The following is a 22,481-nucleotide window of genomic DNA, read 5'->3' as shown; positions in this document are numbered from 1 at the left end:
TCGTGACCGCTCCCGCTCCTGCCCGTCCCCGCCCGCGCTCGGCCGCTCTGGATCGGGACACCGCCTACCGGCTCGCCGCCACCGAGTACGAGCGCATGCTCGCCGCCCTGCGCGACCTGGACGCCGCCGACTGGAGCCGGGCGACCGAGTGTCCCGGATGGGACGTGCGGGCGATGGCCGCGCACGTGCTCGGTATGGCGGAGATGGCGGCCTCGATCCGGGAGATGGCCCGGCAGAACCGACTCGCGGCGAAGGCCGGTGGGGGCATCGACGCGCTGACCGGCGTGCAGGTGCGCACGCACGCCGACCTCGACGGCGCGGCGATCGTCGCCCGGCTGGACAGCACTGCGTCGAGGGCCCTGCGGGGCCGACGCCGGATGTCCCGGGCGGTGGGCCGGGTGAGGCTGCCCGAGGAGCAGGTCACCGGCCCCGTCCGCGAGTACTGGCGGATCGGCTTCCTGCTCGACGTCGTGCTGACCCGCGACGTCTGGATGCACCGGGTCGACGTGTCCCGTGCGACCGGGCGCGACCTGGAGCTCACGTCCGGGCACGACGGGGTCCTGGTCGCCGACGTCGTCGCCGAGTGGGCCCAGCGGCACGGCCGGCCCTACCGCCTGGTGCTCACCGGTCCGGCCGGCGGCGACTGGTCGTCGGGCTCGGACGGGGAGCAGCTCCAGCTCGACGCCGTCGAGTTCTGCCGGGTGCTGTCGGGTCGGGGAAGCGGGCCGGGCCTGCTGGGCCAGCAGGTCCCGTTCTGAGGCGGTCCCAGGAAAGGCGCACGACGGCAGCCGGGCTATCGGTGGCGCGCAATCCGATCGTCATGTGTGCAGTCGCGGGTCGCTGGGGCACCCCACTGCCATGACCGAAACCGCGTCCCTCCGAGCACTGGCCCTCATCTGCAGCCTCAAGCCCTCACCGGCGCCGTCCAGCAGCGACCTGATCGCCCGTCAGGTACTCGCGGAACTGGGCAAGCACGGCGTGACGGGCGACGTCGTGCGCGTCGCCGACCACGACGTGAAGCCGGGCGTCGAGGTGGACATGGGCGAGGGCGACGAGTGGCCGGCGATCCGCGAGAAGATGATGGCGGCCGACATCCTCGTCATCTCCACCCCGACCTGGGTCGGGCACATGAGCAGCATCGCCCAGCGGGTGCTGGAGCGGCTGGACGGCGAGCTGTCGGAGACCGACGACTCCGGTCGTCCGCTGGTCGCCGGCAAGGTCGCCGTGGTCTCCGTGGTCGGCAACGAGGACGGTGCGCACAAGATCGTCGCCGACCTGTTCCAGGGGCTGAACGACATCGGTTTCACGATCCCGTCCCAGGGCGGCACCTACTGGAACGACCACGCGATGGGCGGCACGGACTACATGGACCTGGACGAGACCCCCGAGGCGGTGGCGTCCACGACGGCGACCCTGGCGGCGAACACCGCACACCTCGCCCGGGCGCTACGGGCCACTCCGTACCCGGGCAGCTGACCGACCGTCAGGCCGCCAGCGACTCCTGTGCCGCGCCGGGCGCGGGCTCGGGTCGCTGGGCGGCCCGGCGGCGCAGCCGGACGCCGGCCACCGCGCCGAGGGCCAGCACCACCAGCACGGCGGCGTAGATCTCGGTGACCGCCTCGAGGCCGAGCGCGCCCGCGGCCACGCCCGCGACGACCGCCGGGACGCTGAAGCTCAGGTAGCCGGCGACGAAGACGCTGGACAGCAGGGCGGCCCGCTCGGCGGGGGCCACCCCGGCGCTCGCCGTGGCGACAGCGCCCAGGAAGGCCAGCCCGAAGCCGAGCCCCGACACGACGGCGGCGGCGAACAGGACGGTGACCTGCACGGAGACCACGGCCGCGGCCGTGCCGGTGACCCCGATCGCGAACAGCGAGGCGCCGGCGACCATGGCGCGCTCGGGAACGAGGTTGCGGCCCAGGATCGCGCCGGCCGCCGCCATTCCCTGCATGGCCAGGACGAGCAGGCTGCCGACCAGGTGGTCGGCGATGCCGAAGACGGTGGCGACCAGGGACGGCCCCAGGGAGAGGTAGAGCCCGCCGAGCGCCCAGACGGCGACGATCACCGGCAGGGCGGTGAGGAACGCCGCTCGCTGGGGCCGGGGCACGCGGACGGCCGGGCGCAGCGAGCGCAGGGCGCCCGGCGCGCGGGGCGACGTCTCCGGCAGGACCACCGCGGTGGCGGCTCCGAGCAGGAGGACGGCGGTGAGGACGGCGAACACCCACCGGGTGGGGGACGCGACGAACTCGACGACCAGGCCGGCGCCCACGGCTCCCAGGGACAGCCCGATGCCGGGGCCGGCGCTGTTCACCAGCGCCCCGAGCGGGCGGCCCCGGCGCTGGGTGTCCAGCAGCATCGCGCCCAGCGTGCCGGTGAGTGCACCCATGGACAGCCCCTGCAGGACGCGGGCGGCCAGCAGCCAGCCCACGCCGTCGGCGGCGAGGAAGACGACCATCGAGACGGCCTGGAGCAGCAGCCCGCCGACGAGCACCGGCCGGCGGCCGACGTGGTCGGACAGGCCACCGACGACCAGCAGCGCGGCCAGGAGGGCCAGGGCGTAGATGCCGAACACCGCGGTCAGCACCCCGGGACCGAAGCCGAACTGCTCCTGGTAGACGCGGTACAGGGGGGTCGGAACGCCCGAGGCGGCGAGGACCAGCAGGAGCAGGGCCGCCGTGATCCAGAACGCCGGGGTCCTGCCAAGGGTCGGGGGAGCCACGATGGTGGCCAAGAGCAACGATCTCCCGCGCATTCCCGGACGGCGGGTCGGCTCGTGCAGCGGCGCCAGCTCCGTCCTCCCGCGTCGTCGCTGTCGGTCCCAGCCCGTGGTCGCTCCCCGAGCCCAGCGGCGGGACGCCGACCGCGGGGACGGCCCTACCGCCTGACGGCCGGGCCTCGGGGGCCCGTGTCGAACGACATCCACCTGCGGCGGCGTTCGGCGCGGCTGTGCAACCCCGCCATGGCCGCGACCCGGCGGCGCTGGTCCTCCGTGGCGACGTGTTGGACGACGGCCACCTCGGCATCTCGCATCGCCTGCTCCGCGGCGACCTCGGCCGGCCCGGAGGGCATCTCGCTGGTGAGGTCGACGTCCTCGTCGTCCTCCGTGCGCGGCCGGGCGTACGGGCTGTCCGGCGGCAGGTGCCCGCTGATCCGGCCGTAGGCGCCGAGGGTCAGCAGGAGAAGCCCGACGACGACCGAGAAGACGACGTTCTCGAACTCGAACGCCAGCAGGTTGACGGAGGTGCGCAGCACCGCCAGGTTCACCAGGGCGGAGACCAGGAACAGCGAGCCGATGACGATCATCACCGTCGACACGACTCGTGGGCTGCGCGCGGCGGCCGCCAGCAGCACGAGCGCCACGATGACCGAGATCGTCGACAGCAACCCGTTGGACGACAGGCCGAGGATGCGCTGGCCGTCGGTCGAGAAGTAGTCCAGGCCGCCGGCGAAGCCGAGGATGCCGAAGACGAGGAGGAACACCGCCACCAGGACGGCGCCGGCGCGTTGGACGATGAACACCCGCGCCCCGAGGTGTGGCTCGCCGGCCGGTGCCGAGCGTGGCGTCGTGCGGTGCAGGAGGTGCGGTCGCCGTGCCATGAGGACTCCCGGGTGGGTGGGGCAGTGACCATTCTTCTCCTCCGGAGCCTGGTCGGATGCGCTACGGCCACGGGTTCTGGAGAAACCCGACCGGCCGATGCGTGTCCCGGCATGGCGCAGCGGGACCTGCACCCGGAGTTCGTCCGCGCGGATGCCGGCGGCGTCGGTGACGTCGTCGTCGCCGAAGGACGACGGTGCGGGGGGTGGTCCCGGTCGGTGCCGTCATCCCGGCGTCAGCGGGCGGGGACTACGCCTGTGGCAGCCGGTGCGGACGGAACGGCGTCACCGCAGCGACCAGTGCCCGCGGCGGACGGAGGTGTCGGCCAGCTCGAACGTCGTCGCGTACGGCTGGAAGTCCACCCGCTCGTTCACCGCGTAGAGCACCCGCGGTGCGACGAGGAACAGCGCGAGCGCCTGGTCGGTCACGTACCGGTCCAGCCGGTTGGCCGCCAGCACCTGCCGCAGCTGGGACCGCCGGGACCGCAGGTGGTCGAAGAGCCGCTCGAACTCCGGATCGACCGGCCCGGCGCGGAACTCACCGGACCGGCCGGCGAACGCGCGGTGCAGCTCCAGCGGGGGGACGTCGACCGACTGCGACCCCTGCTCGAGCAGCAGCACGTCCCAGTCGCGGGGCTCCTTGGCCGCCTGCCGGCGCCGCGCCTCCCGCTGCTCGTCGGAACTGCGCAGGACCCGGACCTCGACGGCGAGGCCCAGCACCGTCTGCCACCGGGCGGCGACGGCGTGGGCCACCGCCTCCCACTCCGCCATGGCGGCCAGCCTCAGCGGTCGCCGGGCACCGCCCGACTCCCGCCACAGCCGCGCCGCGCGGGACGGGTCGTGCGGGTACGGCCGCAGCCGGCCGGGTGCGCGGTGCAGCGCGGTGAGCGGGGTCGGCGGGGTGAGCCCGGCCAGCGGTCGGGCCTGCCCGCCGAACAGGTCGCGGACCAGCGCGGCGCGGTCGACGGCCAGGTTGAGCGCCCGCCGGGCTCGGACGTCGTCGAGGGGCAGACCGTCGGCGCCGCGGTCGATCGCCCCGGCCAACGCGCGCACGGCGTCCACGGCCACCAGCCGGGCGTGCCGCGAGCGGCGGACGCGCTCGGCCTCCCGGTGCGGGACCTCGGTGACGAGGTCGACCTCGCCGACGGTGTCGCACACGAGGTCGAGCGCCCGGGGGCGGTCGAGGTCGTTGCGGAACTCGACCTCCCGCACCCGTGGCCCGCGGACCCGGTCCCAGTAGTGCGGGTTGGCGCGCAGCCGCACGGTGGGGGAGCGGTCCTCGGTCTGCAGCCAGGTCCGGTCCTCGCCGTCGGTGACGACCGGTTCGGTGGCGATGAGCGAGCGGCCCTCGACGAGGGTGAACGGTCCGGAGGCCCACGGCCCCGGTGCGTCGATCACCTACCAGTGGCCCTCGCCGGTCTCGTCGCGGGCGTAGCCGAACCCGAGGTCGCGCCAGAACCGCTCACTCATGACGTGCGTGGCCCGCAGCTTGCCCAGCACCGACCCGTCGGGCTCGGGGAGATGCAGCCGCACGGTGCGCTCGCCGACGACCTCCGCACGGGTGCGCGGGTCGATGTTGAAGTGGGTGCCGGGTGGGTGCGGGGAGTGCCACCGCGCCTGTTCGGTGTACGCCCGGTGCACCGAGCGGGCGTCGAGGCGCGTCCCGTCGGCGAACCGCTCGTCCGGGCGCACCCGGATCTCCAGGGTCCGGTCCCCGCGCCACCGGTAGGAGCTCATCGCCGCCGGGCGGACCTTCCCGCGCCGGGTGACCCGCACCGGCTCCTCGACGGTGTTGTAGGTGATGTACAGCCAGTTGAGCGGGTTCGGGTCCACCACGCGCAGCGCTCCCCGGGGCTCCCGCCGAGCTCTCCCCGCCAGCCGCTGGAGCAGCGTCATCGGTCCGTGCGTCCGGTGCCGGGGGAAGCCGCCGCGTCGGCCGCCCGCCGGACGAGGTCGTCGTAGACGGACGGGTCGTCGGAGTCGACGACGGGGTAGCCGCCGTCCTCGTCGGCGTGCATCGCGATGCCGGGGTTGTGGACGTCCGAGCCGTCGGTGAGGAAGAAGTGCGGGCTGCCCTGGACGTCGTCGCGGTGCGCCCGGTAGTCGGCCATCATCGCGCCGCGCGCGCTCCCGTCGTCGAGCGCCGCCGCGACGGCGTCGGCGTCGACCAGGCCGCAGCCGCGGGCGACGTCCACCACCTCGTGCAGCATGCTGATGCACCGGTTGTCGCGGAAGAACGCCAGCCGCAACGTCATGTCCAGCTCCTCGGCCGCGGCGAGGGACTGCTGCTTGGCGGCGTGCACCGCCTCGTCGGCCGGCAGGGCCGTCACCGGCCAGGCGTCGGGCTCCTGCTGCCACGGCGACATCCCCAGGCCCGGCTCCAGCTGCCCGACGATCGGGATCTCCGCATCGAGCATCCGCTGCGGGATGGCGAAGCGGTTGACGTCCTCCAGGAGGAACAGGCGGAGGTCCGCCCGCAGGTCGTCGTCGAGTCCCAGGCGCGAGCGCGCCGCGTAGAAGCGGTGCAGCGCCACGGTGGACCACGCGCAGACCACGTCGGTGTAGACGGTCACGGTCCCGGGGGCGACGTCGACAGGCATGGCCGCCTCACTACCCGGGGCGCCGGCGGTCACGCGCGCGAGGAAGGTGCCGATCGCGTTTGCCGAGCGGGACGGCGGGCACCGCGCGAGCCATGGACGCCGAGGTCACCCTCACGGTCGACGGCGCGCAGCACACCCTGCGCGTGGACACCCGGACGACGCTGCTCGACGCGCTGCGCGAGCGACTGGGCAACACCAGCCCCAAGAAGGGGTGCGACCACGGGCAGTGCGGCGCCTGCACCGTCCTGCTGGACGGCGAGCGGGCGCTGAGCTGCCTGGCCCTGGCGGTCGCGCACGACGGTGCGGCGGTCACCACCGCCGACGGCCTCGCCGCCGACGGCGAGCTGCACCCGGTCCAGCAGGCGTTCCTCGACCGGGACGCCTTCCAGTGCGGCTACTGCACTCCCGGGCAGGTCTGCTCGGCGGTCGGGGTGATCGACGAGGTGGCCCGCGGCTGGCCGAGCCACGCCAGCCCGGACCTCAGCGCAGACCCCGAGCTCAGCCACGACGAGGTCGCCGAGCGGATGAGCGGCAACCTCTGCCGCTGTGCCGCCTACGTGAACATCGTCCCTGCGGTGCAGCAGGCCGGGGGAGGACCCGCGTGAAGCCGTTCGCCTTCGCCCGGCCGAGCGACGTCGCCGAGGCGGTGCGCACCGTCGCCGCCGCGCCGGCGGCGGTGTTCCTCGGCGGCGGCACCAACCTCGTCGACCACCTGAAGCTCGGCGTCGCCCGCCCCGACCTCGTCGTCGACGTCCGCACACTGACCTCGCGCGAGGTCACCGATCTGGAGGACGGCGGCCTGCGGATCGGCGCCGCGGTCACCAACAGCGAGTTCGCCGCCGACCGGCGGGTGCGCGAGCGCTACCCCGTGCTCGCCGAGGCGGTGCTGGCCGGCGCCACCGGCCAGCTGCGCAACATGGCCACCAGCGGCGGCAATCCGCTGCAGCGCACGCGGTGCGTCTACTTCCAGGACGTGACGACGGCGTGCAACAAGCGCGAGCCCGGCACCGGCTGCTCGGCAGTCGGTGGCTACACGAGGTACCACGCCATCCTGGGCGCCTCGGAGCAGTGCATCGCCACCCACCCGTCGGACATGGCTGTGGCACTGGCCGCGCTCGACGCGCAGGTGCAGGTGCTCGGGCCGGACGGCGAGCGCACCGTCCCGTTCGCCCGGCTGCACCGGCTGCCCGGCGACGACCCCTCCCGGGACACCGTCCTGGAGCACGGGGAGCTGATCACCGCGATCGACCTCCCGCCGCTGCCGGTGGCCGCGCGCTCGACCTACCGCAAGGTGCGCGACCGGGCGTCCTACGCCTTCGCGCTGGTCTCGGTGGCGGCCGCGCTCGACGTCGCCGACGGGGTGGTGCGCGACGTCCGCATCGCCGCCGGCGGGGTCGCGCACAAGCCGTGGCGCGCGACCCGCGCCGAAGAGGCCCTGGTCGGGCGCCCCGCGACGGAGGAGACCTACCGCGCCGCTGCGGACGCCGAGCTCGCCGACGCGGTCGCCCAGCCGGGCATCGACGACGGGAACGCGTTCAAGATCCCGCTGCTCCGCCGCACCCTCGTCGCCACCCTGCGCCAGCTCACCCCGGAGGCCTGACGTGACCGAGCTGCTGGAGCCGCGCGCCATCGGCCAGGGCCTCGTCCGCCGCGACGGCGAGCTGAAGGTGCGCGGCACCGCGCCTTACGCCTACGAGACCGCGGTCGAGCTGCCGGCCTACGCCCACCCGGTGCAGGCTACAATCGCGCGCGGCCGGGTGACCGCCATGGACACGACCGAGGCCGAGGCGATCGACGGCGTCCTCCTGGTACTGACCCTGTTCACCGCCGAACGGCTGGCCGATACCTCCGACCGGGAGTTCGCCGTCCTGCAGTCCGACGAGGTCGCCTTCCGCGGGCAGCTCATCGGCGTGGTGGTCGCGGAAACCTCCGAGCTGGCGCGGGAGGCCTCCGACTCGGTCCGCGTCACCTACGACGAGCAGTCCCACGACAGTTCGCTGTCGGCCGAGCGCGAGGACCTGTACGAGCCGGAGAAGGTCAACGGCGGTCACGAGACCGACACCGCCGAGGGCGACGTGGCCGCGGCGATGGCCGCGGCCGAGGTCACCCTCGAGCGGACCTACGCCACGGCGATGTACCACAACAACCCGCTCGAGCCGCACACCACGACGGCGTTCTGGGACGCCGCCGGCGACGGCTCGCTGGTGCTCTGGGACTCCACCCAGGGCGTGCACCCGGACCGCGCCGCCGTCTGCGGGGTCTTCGGCCTCGAGCAGGAGCAGGTGCAGGTCATCTGCCCGTACGTGGGCGGTGGCTTCGGGTCCAAGGGCACCCCGCACGCGCACGTCATGCTCGCGACGATGGCGGCGCGGGCGCTGCCCGGTCGGGCGGTCAAGCTCGCGCTCACCCGGCAGCAGATGTTCTTCCTGGCCGGCTACCGGTCGCCGACCATCCAGCGGATGCAACTGGCCGCCGATCGGGAGGGCCGGCTCTCGGCGATCGCGATCGACGTGGTCGTGCAGACGTCGCGGATCAAGGAATTCGCGGAGCAGGCCGGCGTCCCGACACGGATGATGTACGCCGCGCCGAACCGGCGCAGCACCCACCGGGCGGCCGCGCTCGACGTGCCGGTGCCGTCGTGGATGCGCGCGCCGGGGGAGTGCCCGGGCATGTTCGGGCCCGAGGTCGCCCTCGACGAGCTCGCCGACGAACTGGGCATCGACCCGATCGAGCTGCGCATCCGCAACGAGCCGGAGGTCGACCCGGAGACCGGGAAGCCGTGGTCGAGCCGGCACCTGGTCGAGTGCCTGCGGGAGGGCGCGGAGCGGTTCGGCTGGGGCGGCCGTGGCCCGCGCGGGCACCGGGACGGCGACTGGCTGGTGGGCGCCGGCGTCGCCGCGTCGGTCTACCCGACCATGCGGGCGGCCCAGTCGACGGCGGTGCTCCGCTTCGCGGACGGCCGGTTCGTCGCGGAGATCGGAGCCGCGGACCTCGGCACCGGCGCGTGGACGATCCTGCCGCAGATCACCGCCGACGCCCTCGGGGTCGACGTCGCCGACGTGGACGTCCGGATCGGGGACACGAAGTACCCGATCGCCTCGGTGGCCGGCGGGTCGTCGGGCACCAACACGTGGGGCTCGGCGCTCGTCGTGGCCGCCCGGGCCTTCCGCGACAAGTTCGGCGCATCGCCGTCCGACGGCGACGAGATCACCGGGGACGTCGACGAGGCCGCCAAGGACGAGGACCACGCCCCGTACGCCTTCGGTGCGCAGTTCGTCGAGGCACGCGTGCACGCCGACACCGGCGAGATCCGGGTGCCGCGGCTGCTCGGGGTGTTCGCCGCCGGTCGGATCATCAACCCCCGGACCGCGCGGTCGCAGTTCATCGGCGGCATGACCATGGGGCTGTCGATGGCCCTGCACGAGAACAGCGTCTGGGACCCGCGGATCGGCCAGGTGGCCAACCACGACCTGGCCGATTACCACATCACGGTCAACGCCGACGTCGGCGACGTGCAGGCCCACTGGATCGACGAGCACGACCCGTACGTCAACGCCATGGGCGCGAAGGGAATCGGCGAGATCGGCATCTGCGGCACCGCGGCGGCGGTGGTCAACGCCGTCCACCGTGCGACCGGTGTCCGGGTGCGGCAGCTGCCGGTGACGCTGGACAAGCTCCTGCCCGGCCTGCCCTGATGCCCGACGGCGCGTGGACCTACGCCGACCCGCTCGGCGGAGGGGGGGCGGTCACACCGACAGCCCCGATCGGGCTCCCGGCCGTCCGGGCGGGCGGGTCACGCGGCGGCCGAGCGGGCCAGCGCACCGCGCACCTCGTCGTCCGTGGTGGCGCGGAAGTCCTCGTACGCCTGACCGACCGCCGAGAACGTCTCGGGGGCCCAGAGGCAGACGACGTCGTCGACCTCGGTCGTGAACCGCTCGCAAGCCTGCGGCGAGGCCACCGGCACGGCGATGGTGAGCCGGGCGGGCTGCTGCCGGCGGACCGCCGCGACAGCGGCGCGCATGGTGGAGCCGGTCGCCAGGCCGTCGTCCACCAGGATCACCGGACGACCGGCCAGCGGCGGCGCCGGGCGACCCTGGCGGTAGGCCTCCTCCCTGCGGCGCAGCTCCACGATCTCCCGCTCGCGCGCTCGGTCGAAGGTTTCGTCGTCCATCTGCAGGTGCCCGATGACCCGCTCGTCGCGCACCGTCTCGACGTCCTGGTCCACGGCGGCGATGGCGCCCATGGCCAGCTCGGGCTGCCACGGCACGCCGACCTTCCGGACGACGACGACGTCGAGGGCTCCCCGCAGAGCGCGGGCCACCTCGGCGGCGATCACCACCCCGCCGCGTGGGAGCCCGAGCACCACGAGCTCCGGGGCAGCGTGCTCGGCCAGGCGCACGGCCAGGGCGCGGCCGGCCTCGGTCCGGTCGGTGAACGGTCGGGACGTCGTGGACATGGGTTTCCTCCTGACCAGCACGGTGCTGTTCGGGCACGGTCGTTCGCTCCCCACCACCCGTCGGAACCGGCGGCACGTATCAACACCCGAGTCGCTGCCGCGCAGTGGTGACCGTCCCGTCGCAGGCGGCTGCGTGGATCGTGGCGTGCGCAGGTATCGCGACCGGCGGAGGGGGTAAGGCCGCTGACCACGACGGCGGCAGGAGTCATCGGGACGGAGGACCGGAGCGATGCCCGATCCCACCGCGCAGGTGCGAGAACGTGCCCGGCCGTTGCGGGATCCCGGGGACCTCGATCCGCTGCTGGAACGGATCGGCGACGCGCGGATGGTGCGCATCGCCGGGGACAGCCGGGGGGCGCCGATGCAGCGGATGCCGCTGCCGCCGGCCCGCCGCGGCAGTACCGAGGCGCTGGTGCACGACGCGGTGACGGACCCCAGCGCGTTGGTCGTCTTCCCGCGTGAGCTGCCCAGATGGCTGGGCGACGAACGGGCGCACCGCGCCGTCGAGGTCGTCCACCACCCCCGTGCCGAACGGTGGGGCAACGACGTGCCCACGGTCCTCGGCCGCCGCTACGACGAGTTCTGCCGGTTCGACGAGTCCCGCGCCCTGACCCACTGCACGACGTCCACCCATCAGGAGCGGAGATGGAGACCTGTCCCGATGCCGACTGACCCAGCAGCTGCGCCCGTCCGTCGAACCGTCGAGGTGCCCTCCTCCGAGGCGGCACTCGCCGGCGATCTCGTCGTCCCGAGGGCGGCCCGCGGGGTGGTCCTGTTCGCCCACGGCAGCGGCAGCAGCCGACACAGCCCGCGAAACCAGCAGGTGGCCGCAGCGCTGCACGATGCCGGCTTCGGCACGCTGCTCCTGGACCTGCTGACCGAGGCCGAGGAGCAGGTCGACGCCCGTACCCGGGAGCTGCGGTTCGACATCGGGCTGCTGGCCGGGCGGCTGACCGACGCTGCCGACTGGCTCGGCCGGGCAGAGGGGACCGCGGGGCTGTCACTGGCCACCTTCGGCGCGAGCACCGGAGCGGCCGCCGCGCTCATCACCGCCGCCGACCGTCCGAGCAGGGTCGCCGCGGTGATCTCCCGCGGGGGCCGCCCCGACCTGGCCGGCGACGCACTGGGCCGCGTCCGGGCTCCGACCCTGCTCGTCGTCGGGGGTGCCGACGCCCAGGTCCTGGACCTGAACCGGGAGGCCGCCGCCCGGCTCACCGCGGAGCACGAGATCGCAGTGGTCCCCGGTGCGACCCACCTGTTCCCCGAGCCCGGAGCGCTCGAGCAGGTCATCGACCGGACCGTCGACTGGCTCGGCCGGTGGCTGCCGTCCGCTACCGCCGACGTCAGACCGTGCGGCGCTCCTCGCCCGTGACCCGGTCCTCCTGCGGGTCCCGGACGGCCTGGCCGACGCCCTGGGCCGCCTCGGCCCGGGCCTGCGCGCCCGGCTCCTGCCCCGGTGACGGATCCAGCCGCAGCGATCTGATCACCTCGTCGTCGTTGCCGTAGTCGACCGGCGGGATCGCCCGGATCGCCCGCAGCACCTCCTCGGAGGCACCCCGGCTCGACGCGGCTGCCAGGAGCGCGTCCTTGTCCGCCGGGTAGTCCACGTCGGTCAGGTGTCCCATGACCTCGTCCGCCGTCACCGCTCCGGCCACGCTGCTGCCCTCCCGATACGCCCGGCCGCGCGCGGTCCCGCGCGACTGCGCAGGGCTACCCGTCGGGCCGGCGAGGTAACGCAGCACGGCGGACGAACCACCGTCGGCGTCACCTCACCGGCCCGGTCGGGCGTCAGGAGGGGCCGAGCACCACCTTCGTCCAGCCGCTCTGCCGCTGGTCGAAGGTCTCGTAGGCGTCGAGCACCGTGGGCAGGTCCTCGACCTGCGTGAGCACCGTCGAGGGGTCGATGGCACCGGTACGCACCAGGTCGAGCAGGTCCGGGATGTACCGGCGGTGGTTGCAGTTCCCCATCTTCACGGTGAGGCTCTCGCGATCGGGCCGTCCGGATCGCCGGCGGCGAAGCCGAGCTCAGCTCTTGTTGCCCGGCTCGTTCCGCCGTGCCTCGAACGTCTTGTGCCCGTTGGGGCAGGGCGGGATCTCGTCCCCCTGCGTCACGTGCACCTTCTCGCTGCACGAGGCGCAGTAGAAGTCCCCGGTCTTCTGCGCCTTCTCGCCGGCGTGCGCGGCCATGGCCCCTCCTGTCGGGTCGGGTGTGGTGGCCCGGACGTGCCCCGCCGGGGCCGGTCGCACACCGGTTGCGGCGCACGGACTCCCGGAGGTCGCTGCGACGCCCGTCCCGATCACGACGGGCCCCGGCGTCCTGGCTCCGCCGGTGTAGGGCACAGCCCGAGGGGTAGGTCGTGCGGACCCCCGGCGCTGAGATCCGGCGTCGGCGTGACCGACGAGAGGCGACACCCGTGGCCCTGTCCTATCCCACCCAGCCCGGCGACATCGACCACCTGATCGCCGACGACCACGCGATCGTCGAGCGGCAGTTCCAGCACCTGGAGGCCGGACGCGGCAACCGGCGCGTGCTGGTCGACCAGGTCTCGTTCGAGCTGGCCCTGCACGCCTTCGCCGAGGAGACAGTCCTCTACCCGATCTGGCCCGAGCTGGGGATGACCGACGAGCACGACGACGCCGAGCACGAGCACCAGCAGATCAAGGAGCTGCTCGTCACCCTGGGTCGCACCGAGCCGGGCGAGCAGGAGTTCGAGGAGGCGCTGAGCAAGCTGATCGGCGTCGTCCGGCACCACGTGGACGACGAGGAGTCCGACGAGCTGCCGGAGTTCCGGTCCAAGGCCGGCCCGGAGCGCATGGCCGAGCTGGGCAAGAAGTTCCTCGCCGCCAAGCGCATGGCACCCACCCGGCCGCACCCGAACGCGCCAGACGAGGGCATCGCCGAACGGATCGCCGGCATGCTCGCCAAGCCGCTGGACCACGTCCGCGACATGCTGTCGGGCAAGCAGAAGGAGATGGCGACCGACGCCTCGGGGCTGCTCGACCCCCAGGCGCAGGCGATCGTCGACGCGCACTCGTCCCTGGGGCCGCTGCCGTTCGAGATCCTCGAGCCGGACCAGGCCCGGAAGCAGCCGGGGCCGAAGGAGGCGGTCCAGAAGGTGATGGCCGAGCGCGGCATCGACGGCCCCGAGCCGGTCGGCTCGGTCGAGGACATCGTGATCCCTGACGCCGCCGGCGGGCAGATGCGGATGCGGGTCTACAAGCCGATCGGCGCGGCCGAGGGGCCGCTGCCGGTGATCATGTGGATCCACGGCGGCGGGTGGGTGCTGTTCGACATCGACGACCACTACGACGACTCCTGCCGCGGGCTGTGCAACAAGACCGGCGCCATGGTGGTCAGCCCCGACTACCGGCGCGCGCCGGAGGCCGTGTTCCCCGCCTCGCACGACGACGTCCTGACCGCCTACCGGTGGACCGCCGAGCACGCCGCCGAGCTCGGTGGGGACCCGTCGCGCATCGGCATCGGCGGTGAATCGGTGGGCGGGAACATGGCGCCCGCAACGGTGCTGCAGCTCGCCCAGGCGGGGGAGCGCGTGCCCGACGCCGTCGTCTGCGTCTACCCCGTCACCACCGGCGAGCAGTTCGGCGAGTCGATGGAGGACGCCGCCGACGCCCGACCGCTGAACCGGGCGCTGCTGTCCTGGATGGCGATGCACGAGTTCGAGGGCAAGCCCGAGGCGGCGAAGGACCCGAGGATCGCGCTGCTCGACTGGAGCCGGGAGCAGCGGGCGAGCATGCCGCCGACCCTGGTCATCACCGACGAGCGCGACGTCCTGCGCAGCCAGGGCCAGCAGTTCGCGCAGGACCTGGAGGCCGCCGGGGTGGCGACGACACACCAGTCCTATGCGGGCGTCATGCACGAGTTCTTCGGTGCCGCGGCCGTGCTGGACAAGGCCGAGCAGGCGCAGCAGGAGGCGGCGCAGCACTTCCTCCGCGCCTTCGGTGCCGCCCGACCGGCGGTCGGCGCCACACCGTCCGGCAGCACGGCCCTGTGACGTCGGCCCCGTCGCGGCTCGCGACCGACGAGCGGGGGGCGACCTCGAGGTCGTCCCCCAGTTCCCCGAGGCGATGCCGACCGGGGTGACCGTCTCCCACGGCGGGCGCATCTTCGCCTGCTACTCGAATGAGGGCGACATCGACTCACCGTGAGGGAGATCCGCGACGGGAAGGCGGTGGCCTTCCCGTCGCCTGCCCTACGGTGGCGGACGTCCTACGTCCTGTTCCGTGCCCGCATCGACGCGGGCCCGGTCCCGCTGCGCTGAGGTCAGGCCCGGCGCTCGCTCCGGCCGGTCGGGGCGAGCGCCAGCCGGCGCACGGCCGTCCGGCAGAACCGGGCCTCGAGTTCGACGCCGATCGACCGGCGGCCGGCCCGCCGAGCGGCTGCCAGCGTCGTTCCCGAGCCGGCGAACGGGTCGAGCACGAGTCCTCCCGGCGGAGCGGACAGCCGGACGAGGGCGGTCATGACCGGGAGCGGCTTCGGCACCGGGTGACCCCAGCGGCGGCGGGTCTCCGGGGTCCGGGCGAGCACCCGCTCCGCCGCGTCGAGCCGGGGACCGCGGACCTGCCAGCCGGGTGGGGCCGTGACGACCACCGCCTCGGCGCTGCCGGGCTCCCGGTGCCACCACAGCCGGGCGGCGACGCCCAGACCGGTGCCCGCCAGCAGCCGGGGGAGCCGGCCGGCGTTGTGCGTGCCGACGCAGGCCACCACCGGCCCCCGGCTGATCCGCGCGCACTGGCGGAGGATCCCGTTCAGCCAGCGCACGTACTGGTCGTCAGGCAGCCGGTCGTCGTGTCCGCCGTACGGGCGGCCCAGGTTCCACGGCGGGTCGGTGACGACGGCGTCGACGCCCGCGGTGGGCAGGCCGGCCAGCAGCTCGGTGGCGTCGCCCCGGACGACCATGGCCGCCGGCACGGTCAGGCCGCTGCCCGCACCGCGTACGCCAGATCCGCGGCCTGCCGGCCGATGCGGGCGTCGTGGACCCGGACGACGTGCCCGCCCCGCATCGCCCCCAGCGCGCAGGCGGCCGCGGTGGCGACGTCCCGCGATCCGTCGTCGAGCTGCAGGGCCCGGCGCAGGAAGATCTTGTTGGACACGGCGACCAGCACCGGCAGCCCCAGGGCGGCGACGTCGGTCAGGCGGGCGAGCAGCGTCATCGACTGCTGCCAGGTCTTGCCCAGGTCGATGCCCGGGTCCACGACGACGCGATCCGGCCCGATGCCGGCGTCCTGGGCGGCTCCCGCCAGCTCCTCGAGCCGCCCGCAGACCTCGCCGACCAGGTCGGCGTAGACCGGATCCGGATCCGGCACGCCGGGTGGCCGGCGGATGTGGGTGGCGACGACCGCCGCCCCCGCGGCAGCGGCCGCGGGGAGGTAGCCCGGATCGAGGAAGCCGCTCATGTCGTTGCCCAGCACGGCGCCCTCGGCGAACGCGGCGACGGCCACGGCGGCCCGGCTGGTGTCCACACCCAGCGGCAGGTCGAACCGGGCGCGCAGCTCGGCGATCGTCCCGGCGGCGAGCTGGCACTCCTCCTCGGGGGACACCTCGGCGACGCCGACCCCTCCGGGGCGCGCCCCGACCTCCAGCACGTCGGCCCCGTCGGCCACCAGCTGCTCGGCGCGGGCCAGCAACCGGTCGAGCTCGAAGTAGGCGGCGCCGTCGTGGAACGAGTCGCGGGTGCGGTTCAGGATGCCGACCACCACCGGCCGATCGTCCAGGTCGAACCGTCGCGTGCCCAGCTGAAGATCCATCTCCCAGGCCTACCGGATCTGCGGCCGACGCGCCCGTCGGGTCGGCCGCGCTCCGCCTGAGTGCGGTGCCTCCTGTTTCCGGCCGGTTCAGGGTCGCGCCGGCCGGGTTGAGGCAGCCGCGCGGGGGAAGGTGCCCCGGATGACCACACGCATCGGGCTGGTCGGCGCGGGCTTCATCGGCGGGCGGCACGCGGACTCGCTCGCCGCCCAGGACGGGGTGGCGGTGGTCGGCGTCGCCGACCCGCGGGCCGACCGCGCAGCGGCCGTGGCCGGGCGGGTGGGCGCCCGGGCCTACGCCGGCTGGGCCGATCTCCTCGACGCCGAGGATCTCGACGCCCTCTACGTCTGCGTCCCGCCGCACGGGCACGGTGCGGTCGAGGAGGCGGCGATCGGGCTCGGTCTCGCGCTGTTCGTGGAGAAGCCGCTCGCCACCGACCTCGCGACGGCCGAGCGGCTGGCCGCCCGGATCGGGGACGCCGGGCTGCTCACCTCGGTCGGCTACCACTGGCGCTACCTGGACACCGTGGAGACCGCCCGCGGGCTGCTGGCGGAGACCCCGGCCCGGATGGTGCTCGCCGCCTGGCTGGACAAGGCGCCCGGCGTCGACTGGTGGGCCCGGCAGAAGCAGTCCGGAGGGCAGACGGTGGAGCAGGCGACCCACCTGTTCGACGTCGCCCGGATGCTGGTCGGGGAGGTTTCCGGCGGGTCGGCGGTCGGCTCGCGGTCGCCGGAGGGCCCCGGGGACATCCTCGACGTCTGCACGGCCGCCCTCCGGTTCGAGTCCGGCGCGGTCGGCTCCTTCTCCAGCAGCTGCCTGCTGCCGCGGGGCACCCGGATCGGGATCGAGCTGGTCGCCCCCGGGCTCGGGCTGGAGCTGACCGAGCACCAGCTGGTGGTCTCCGACCGGGACGGCCGGCGCACCGTCGACCGGCAGGTCGATCCGATCGCCGCCGAGGACCGGGCCTTCGTGGCCGCGGTGCGTGGTGCGGACGACGACGTCCGCGCGCCGTACGCGGAGGCGCTGCGCACCCACCGGCTGGTGACCGCGGTCGCCGCGGCGGCCGCCGGGAACGGCACCGTGCAGCTGCCGGCCACCATCGGGGCGCAGCGGTGAGCGGGCGGGCGGTCCGGTCGATCGGCGTTCCCGAGCCCGGCCGGCCGGCGATCCTGGACGACGTCGAGCCCGAACCCGCCCCGGGCCAGGCCTGGGTCACGACGCTGTGGAGCGGGATCAGCGCCGGCACGGAGGTCGCGCTCGTCCGCGGCACCGATCCCCACCACCGGGCGGGCTGGGACCCGGAGCTGCGGGCGTTCGGCCCGGGAGGGCGGCTCGCGGGCTACCCGGTGCCCGGCCTGGGCTACATGGAGGTCGGCCGGATCACCGAGAGCCGGGCGGGCGCCCTCCCCGAGGGCCTGCTGGTCGCCATGGCCTACGGCCACCGGACCGGCCGGTGCGCCGACCCGGGTGGGGCCGTCGTGATCCCGGTGCCCGACGACCTGGACCCGCTGCTGGGCATCTACCTCGCCCAGATGGGGCCGATCTGCGGAAACGGGCTGCTGCACGCGGCGGCCGCCTTCGCCGGGCCGGGGGCGACGATCGACGACGGCGTCCGCGGACGGCAGGTCCTGATCACCGGAGCGGGGGTCATCGGCCTGCTCAGCGCGCTGCTCGCCGTCCGGTACGGGGCGGGCGACGTGGTGGTCGCCGAGCCGTCGCCCGAGCGTCGCGCGGTCGCCGAGGCCCTGGGCCTGACCGCCGTCGACGACGCGGACGGGCAGGCCTGGTCCGCCGTCAAGCAGCGCTGGCGCAACGGCCCCGGCGACCACGGCGCCGACGTCGTCCTGCAGTGCCGGGGCCACGACGCCGCGCTGGCCACGGCGTTGAAGGCGCTGCGGCCGCAAGGCGTCGTCGTGGACCTGGGCTTCTACCAGGGCGGGGCGCCGAACGTCCGGCTCGGCGAGGAGTTCCACCACAACGGCCTGTCGGTGGTCTGCGCGCAGATCGGCCGGGTGCCGCGCGGCATGGCCGGCACCTGGCCCCGTGCAGCGCTGGCCGCGGTCACCCTCGACCTGCTGCGGCAGCGGGGGGACGAGGTCCGCCGGCACCTGGTCACGGACGTCCTCCGGTTCGAGGACGGGCCGGCTCTCCTCGCCGACCTGGCCGCCCGTCGGCTGCCCGGCTCACCGCTGCAGGCGGTGCTGCGATTCGACGAGCCGGGCTGAGTGCACGTCCTGCTGGTCGGCAACCACTGGACCGACGGCCCCGGCGGCGCCGGGACCATGCTGGTCCGGACCGCGGAGCTCCTGCGCCGCGCGGGGCACGAGGTCGTTGCACGACCCCGGCCGGCACGTCGACGACCTGGTGCGGCTGCACGCGGCGGTCGCGGCCGCCCGGTGAGCTCAGCCCGCGATCGACCGGAAGAGCCCGACGAGCCGGTCGGCGTGCGCGTCGAAGGTGTGGCGCTCGCGCACCGCCAGCGCCGCCTGCCCGCCCCGGCGCCCGGCCCGCTCCTCGCCCAGCACGGCGGCCACGTCGTCGGCCGACCGGTAGAACAACCCGGTCCCGTCCGCACGCAGCACCCGCTCGACCGACACCAGCGATCCGGGGTTGGCCTGCTGCAGCAGCGGCAGGCCGGCGGCGAGCAGCACCGGGAGCCGGGCGGGGGAGTTGAGGTCGTCCCAGGTGGCCCGCGCCAGTTCGCCGCCGTTGTCGCTGGCGAACCGGTGCAGCCAGCCGGCGTCGTAGCGGGACAGCTCGGTCACCCAGTCCTCCGGCCCCACCGCCGGGTGCAGGTGCACGTGCTCCGGAGCGGCGGCCAGCGCCTCGTCCAGCCAGGCGACCCACGCGCCCTTCGGGCCGGGCGCCCGCACCTGCCCGTAGAGGTGGGTGTGCACCCCGCGCCGGGCGAGCTCCACGACCCACTCCGCGTCGAACCCGGACGGGCGGCCGACGACGACCGCGTGGCTCTCCCCGTCGGCGTCCGACAGCTTCGGGCTCAGCGGGGAGTCGAGCCAGTCGCGCTTGGGCAGGTCGCCGTCCAGCACGCCCAGGCGAGCCGGGTCGACCCGACCGCGCAGCGCGGCGGCGAACCAGTCGCGCTCCTCCTCGGTCGCGAGCAGGCAGGCGTCGGCGCCGCAGACGAGGTCGGCGAGCAGCGGCCACTCGCCCCGGACGATGCTGCGCTGCGGCGCCTCCTTGAAGTGCCAGACGAACGGCAGCTCGGGGAAGGCGCTGCGCACCGCGTGCGCGAAGGGGACGGCCCGCCAGTTCAGCTGGGCCCACACCACCTCCGGCCGGCGGGCGCGGACCGCCTCCTGCCAGTGGTCGCGGTCCAGGTCCGGGACGTGGCCGAACGGCAGCGGCCCGATCGTCGCGTCCCCCAGTCCGTCGGGAGTCCAGAGGCCGGCGAGCCGGTGGCCGCGCTCGGCCAGCGCCAAAACCCGTTCCGGGTTGAAGGCCAGCTCACCGACGACCAGCACGTCCAGGCCGTCGGAGGCCTCCGGATGGGCGGCGTCCCGGAATCGGGCGTAGCGGGCCACCTCGTCGGTCTCGCCGCCGTCGGTGGAGGCGAACCGCAGCGGCCCGGCGACCCGGTAGCGGCCGCGGAAGACGTTGAGCCCGCCGTCGAAGGACTCCCGGATCGCCCGCGACCGCTGCCGGGGGTGCCGGGTCCACGCACAGGTGACCCGGCCGGTGTCCGCGGAGCGGCCCCGCCGGGAGACCGCGCCCCAGTACAGCCGGCCGAGGTCGTCGCTCTCCAGCTCGGCCCGCTCGGTCCACCGGTCGCCGGTCCGGCGGTGCGCGACCTGGACCAGCTGCGGGTACGGGGTCTCCGCCGGCTCGGACAGGCCGCTCCGGGCCAGGACGACGGTGGGGTCGGCCAGGCAGTCGAGGAGCCGGACGAGGTGGTCGGCGAACCAGACGTCGTCGGCGGGCAGGTAGGCGACGACCGGTGCGCTGGTCGCGTCCAGTGCCTCGTTGAGGGTGGCGCCCAGCCCGAGGTTGCCCGGCCGGCGGCGGAGGCGGATCCGGTCGTCGGGCGTGGCGGCGAGGACGGCGGCCACGGCTGCCGGATCGGGGGAACCGTCGTCGACGACCACGGCCTCCCAGTCCGGAACCCGCTGGCTCAGCAGGCCGTCGAGGGCCCGCGGCAGGAACGCCGCCTGGTCGTGGACCGGGATCAGCACGGCGACCAGGGGCGCGGTCACGCCGGCCGCGCGAGGAGCGGGTCCGGGGCCCGGACCCGCTGGTAGACCTCCGCCACGCATCCGGACAGGTACGGCCAGCCGTAGGCCCGCGCACGGATCCGAGCGCCCGCGGCCAGCCGGGAGCGCAGCCGGCCGTCGGCGACCAGCCGGTCCAGCGCGCCGGCCAGCGCGTCGACGTCACCCGGCGGGACCAGGAGCCCGGTCTCGCCGTCCCGGACGACCTCGGGGATCCCGCCGACGTCACTGGCCACCACCGGCAGTCCGGCGGCCATGGCCTCGACCAGGACCGACCCCATCTCCTCGTACGCCGACGGCAGCACCAGGACGTCCAGCGAGGCCAGCACCCCCGGGACGGCCGAGTGGTCGACGAAGCCGGTCATCGTGATCCGTTCCGCCACCGGGCTCGCGCGCACCAGCTGCCGGACCCGCTCCCGTTCCGGCCCGTCACCGACGACGACCAGTGCGGCCTCCTCCGCCATCCGGCCGAAGGCGTGCACCAGGACGTCGGCCCGCTTCTGCTCGGCCAGCCGGCCGACGTACCCGATCCGCGGCCGGCCGGCCTCGGGGAAGACGTCGCTCCCGTGGCCGCCGAACAGGGCCGGGTCGAAGCCGGACGGGATGGTCGACACCCGTTCCGCAGCCACCCCGTCGTCGGCCAGGGCGCGGGCCGTGCGTGCGGTCAGGACGATGACGGCCTCGGCCCTCCGGAGGGTGCTCCGTTCGACGGCGCCCCCGACGGTGTGCAGGAGACGGGCGCGCGGCGAGCGTCCGCGCAGGGTGTGGCCGACGCTGCAGTGCACGCTCACCACGAGCGGACACCGGTGCCGGCGAGCGGCCAGCCGGGCGAGCAGCAGCGTCGCGATGTCCTCGCCCTGGTGGGCGTGGACGACGTCGACCCGGCCGCCGGGAGGGGTGCGCAGGACCGCGGGGAGAGCGCTGAGCGCCCACAGCTGCCGGAACCGGGCGGTCGGGAGGCCGGTGCGCTGGATCCGGGTGCGCCGGCCGAGCCGGGAGACCCCCGTGGGACCGGCCAGGCGGGAGGTGACCACGGTCTGGGTCAGGCCGTGCGCGTCGAGGCACCGGGTCAGCGCGGCCGTGTGGTTCTGCATGCCGCCGATCGGGTCGAACCGCGCGGCGCCGTGGTCCAGCTCCCCGTCGATCAGGCCGGCGGGCTCGAAGACGCTGCACAGCCGGAGAACGTGCGGCTCCGCGGACCTGTCGGCGGAGTGCGGCACGGCGAACCTCCTGGTCGGCGGCCCCGCAGTCAAGCACGGGGTTGGCCCGCCGCACAGGGGGCAGGAGGTCCGGCGTGACCGCTCCGCTCGCCGATCCCGCCGTCCGGCGGGTGGCGCTCGTGCGCCTGCGTGTGGGGCTGGGGGACCTGGTCTGCTCGATGCCGGCGCTGCGCCGGCTGCGCGATGCCCGCCCGGATCTGCGGGTCAGCCTGATCACGTGGGCGGAGATGGCGCCGGTGGTCGACCGGATGGCCGGCCTGGTCGACGAGCTGCTGCCCTTTCCCGGTGCCGAGGGGATCCCCGAGCGGGCGCCCGATCCCGCCGGGTGGGCGCCGTTCCTCGTCGCCGCCGCGCAGCGGCGGTTCGACCTGGCCCTGCAGGTCTACGGCGACCGGCCGGCGGCGAACCGGGTCACCGCGGCCCTGGGGGCCCGGCTGACCGGCGGGTTCGCCCCGACCGGATGGCAGCCGCCGAGCGGCACCGGCGGCCTGCACCTGCGCTACCCGCTGGACGTGCACGAGGTCGACCGGCACCTGCGGCTGTTCGAGCACCTGGGGCTGCCGCCCGGTGCTCCGGCCCCGATGAGCTTTCCCCTCTCGGGCGGGGGATGAGGCAGAGCACGCC

General features: G+C 74.8%; 23 protein-coding genes. 10 read left to right on the top strand and 13 right to left on the bottom strand.

Annotation, left to right across the window (positions count from 1 at the left end):
• The first annotated feature begins 2 nt into the window (after positions 1-2).
• Both BLASA_RS13210 and BLASA_RS13205 read left to right on the top strand, forming a co-directional pair.
• Positions 3-758: a maleylpyruvate isomerase family mycothiol-dependent enzyme gene (locus BLASA_RS13210; RefSeq protein ID WP_014376666.1), complete on the top strand. Its 756-nt coding sequence runs from the start codon at positions 3-5 to the stop codon at positions 756-758.
• Between the two features lie 100 nt (positions 759-858).
• Entirely contained in the window at positions 859-1,476 is a 618-nt protein-coding gene (locus BLASA_RS13205) for a flavodoxin family protein (protein WP_014376665.1), read from the top strand.
• A 7-nt stretch (positions 1,477-1,483) separates the two neighbouring features.
• On the opposite strand, the gene BLASA_RS13200 is transcribed toward BLASA_RS13205, so the two are convergent.
• From BLASA_RS13200 to BLASA_RS13180, 5 genes are all read right to left on the bottom strand, one after another.
• Positions 1,484-2,728: an MFS transporter gene (locus BLASA_RS13200; protein WP_231839462.1), complete on the bottom strand. Its 1,245-nt coding sequence runs from the start codon at positions 2,726-2,728 to the stop codon at positions 1,484-1,486.
• 143 nt (positions 2,729-2,871) lie between these two features.
• Entirely contained in the window at positions 2,872-3,594 is a 723-nt protein-coding gene (locus BLASA_RS13195) for a DUF4383 domain-containing protein (protein WP_051004991.1), read from the bottom strand.
• Positions 3,595-3,876: 282 nt separating this feature from the next.
• Positions 3,877-4,989 carry an ABC transporter substrate-binding protein gene (locus BLASA_RS13190; protein WP_014376662.1) on the bottom strand — a complete coding sequence of 371 codons (1,113 nt, stop codon included), beginning with the start codon at positions 4,987-4,989 and terminating at the stop codon, positions 3,877-3,879.
• Positions 4,990-5,487, bottom strand: coding sequence for an ABC transporter substrate-binding protein (locus BLASA_RS13185; RefSeq protein ID WP_014376661.1), 498 nt, complete (start codon positions 5,485-5,487; stop codon positions 4,990-4,992).
• Entirely contained in the window at positions 5,484-6,191 is a 708-nt protein-coding gene (locus tag BLASA_RS13180) for a DsbA family oxidoreductase (protein ID WP_014376660.1), read from the bottom strand. Before BLASA_RS13180 ends, BLASA_RS13185 begins: the two co-directional genes overlap by 4 nt.
• A 92-nt stretch (positions 6,192-6,283) precedes the next feature.
• Here BLASA_RS13180 and BLASA_RS13175 point away from each other — a divergent pair, with 92 nt between their 5' ends.
• From BLASA_RS13175 to BLASA_RS13165, 3 genes are read left to right on the top strand one after another with little or no spacing between them, the layout of a single operon-like run.
• Positions 6,284-6,796: a 2Fe-2S iron-sulfur cluster-binding protein gene (locus BLASA_RS13175; RefSeq protein ID WP_014376659.1), complete on the top strand. Its 513-nt coding sequence runs from the start codon at positions 6,284-6,286 to the stop codon at positions 6,794-6,796.
• The gene (locus BLASA_RS13170; RefSeq protein WP_014376658.1) at positions 6,793-7,791 is read left to right on the top strand and encodes an FAD binding domain-containing protein; all 999 of its coding nucleotides are present in this window, start codon (positions 6,793-6,795) and stop codon (positions 7,789-7,791) included. Before BLASA_RS13175 ends, BLASA_RS13170 begins: the two co-directional genes overlap by 4 nt.
• A 1-nt stretch (position 7,792) precedes the next feature.
• Positions 7,793-9,886 (top strand): xanthine dehydrogenase family protein molybdopterin-binding subunit, encoded by a 2,094-nt coding sequence (locus BLASA_RS13165; protein ID WP_014376657.1) that lies wholly within the window; start codon positions 7,793-7,795, stop codon positions 9,884-9,886.
• Between the two features lie 98 nt (positions 9,887-9,984).
• Here the strand turns inward: BLASA_RS13165 and BLASA_RS13160 are convergent, their stop codons facing one another.
• Positions 9,985-10,647, bottom strand: coding sequence for a phosphoribosyltransferase (locus BLASA_RS13160; protein ID WP_014376656.1), 663 nt, complete (start codon positions 10,645-10,647; stop codon positions 9,985-9,987).
• A gap of 229 nt (positions 10,648-10,876) precedes the next feature.
• Between BLASA_RS13160 and BLASA_RS24295 the strand changes: the two genes are divergently transcribed.
• Complete coding sequence (locus BLASA_RS24295; RefSeq protein WP_083878003.1) at positions 10,877-12,019, top strand: erythromycin esterase family protein; 1,143 nt, start codon at positions 10,877-10,879, stop codon at positions 12,017-12,019.
• Here the strand turns inward: BLASA_RS24295 and BLASA_RS13145 are convergent.
• The 3 genes from BLASA_RS13145 to BLASA_RS13135 form a co-directional block, all read right to left on the bottom strand.
• Positions 11,991-12,302 (bottom strand): DUF2795 domain-containing protein, encoded by a 312-nt coding sequence (locus BLASA_RS13145; protein ID WP_051004988.1) that lies wholly within the window; start codon positions 12,300-12,302, stop codon positions 11,991-11,993. The two genes, BLASA_RS24295 and BLASA_RS13145, sit on opposite strands and share 29 nt — an antisense overlap.
• 133 nt (positions 12,303-12,435) lie before the next feature.
• Complete coding sequence (locus tag BLASA_RS13140; protein ID WP_014376652.1) at positions 12,436-12,621, bottom strand: alcohol dehydrogenase; 186 nt, start codon at positions 12,619-12,621, stop codon at positions 12,436-12,438.
• Between the two features lie 51 nt (positions 12,622-12,672).
• Positions 12,673-12,834, bottom strand: a complete 162-nt coding sequence (locus BLASA_RS13135; RefSeq protein WP_014376651.1) for a zinc ribbon-containing protein — start codon at positions 12,832-12,834, stop codon at positions 12,673-12,675.
• A gap of 227 nt (positions 12,835-13,061) precedes the next feature.
• On the opposite strand from BLASA_RS13135, the gene BLASA_RS23515 reads away from it, so the two are divergent.
• Positions 13,062-14,660: an alpha/beta hydrolase fold domain-containing protein gene (locus BLASA_RS23515; RefSeq protein WP_014376650.1), complete on the top strand. Its 1,599-nt coding sequence runs from the start codon at positions 13,062-13,064 to the stop codon at positions 14,658-14,660.
• 269 nt (positions 14,661-14,929) lie between these two features.
• Here BLASA_RS23515 and BLASA_RS13120 read toward each other — a convergent pair whose 3' ends face one another.
• The gene (locus BLASA_RS13120; protein WP_014376647.1) at positions 14,930-15,565 is read right to left on the bottom strand and encodes a DNA-methyltransferase; all 636 of its coding nucleotides are present in this window, start codon (positions 15,563-15,565) and stop codon (positions 14,930-14,932) included.
• A 14-nt stretch (positions 15,566-15,579) separates the two neighbouring features.
• Positions 15,580-16,413, bottom strand: a complete 834-nt coding sequence (gene folP / locus BLASA_RS13115; protein WP_014376646.1) for a dihydropteroate synthase — start codon at positions 16,411-16,413, stop codon at positions 15,580-15,582.
• A 139-nt stretch (positions 16,414-16,552) separates the two neighbouring features.
• Here folP and BLASA_RS13110 point away from each other — a divergent pair, with 139 nt between their 5' ends.
• Positions 16,553-17,527, top strand: coding sequence for a Gfo/Idh/MocA family protein (locus BLASA_RS13110; protein ID WP_014376645.1), 975 nt, complete (start codon positions 16,553-16,555; stop codon positions 17,525-17,527).
• The gene (locus BLASA_RS13105) at positions 17,524-18,636 is read left to right on the top strand and encodes a zinc-dependent alcohol dehydrogenase (protein WP_014376644.1); all 1,113 of its coding nucleotides are present in this window, start codon (positions 17,524-17,526) and stop codon (positions 18,634-18,636) included. The genes BLASA_RS13110 and BLASA_RS13105 overlap by 4 nt, the downstream gene beginning before the upstream one ends.
• A gap of 177 nt (positions 18,637-18,813) precedes the next feature.
• Here the strand turns inward: BLASA_RS13105 and BLASA_RS13100 are convergent, their stop codons facing one another.
• The gene (locus BLASA_RS13100) at positions 18,814-20,622 is read right to left on the bottom strand and encodes a glycosyltransferase (protein ID WP_014376643.1); all 1,809 of its coding nucleotides are present in this window, start codon (positions 20,620-20,622) and stop codon (positions 18,814-18,816) included.
• Positions 20,619-21,857, bottom strand: a complete 1,239-nt coding sequence (locus BLASA_RS13095; protein WP_014376642.1) for a glycosyltransferase — start codon at positions 21,855-21,857, stop codon at positions 20,619-20,621. Before BLASA_RS13095 ends, BLASA_RS13100 begins: the two co-directional genes overlap by 4 nt.
• Positions 21,858-21,931: 74 nt before the next feature.
• Here BLASA_RS13095 and BLASA_RS23510 point away from each other — a divergent pair, with 74 nt between their 5' ends.
• Positions 21,932-22,468 (top strand): glycosyltransferase family 9 protein, encoded by a 537-nt coding sequence (locus tag BLASA_RS23510; protein WP_014376641.1) that lies wholly within the window; start codon positions 21,932-21,934, stop codon positions 22,466-22,468.
• Positions 22,469-22,481: the final 13 nt, after the last annotated feature.

It is taken from the genome of Blastococcus saxobsidens DD2, assembly GCF_000284015.1.
GTDB lineage: Bacteria > Actinomycetota > Actinomycetes > Mycobacteriales > Geodermatophilaceae > Blastococcus > Blastococcus saxobsidens_A.
This window is presented reverse-complemented; position numbering and strand designations above follow the sequence as displayed.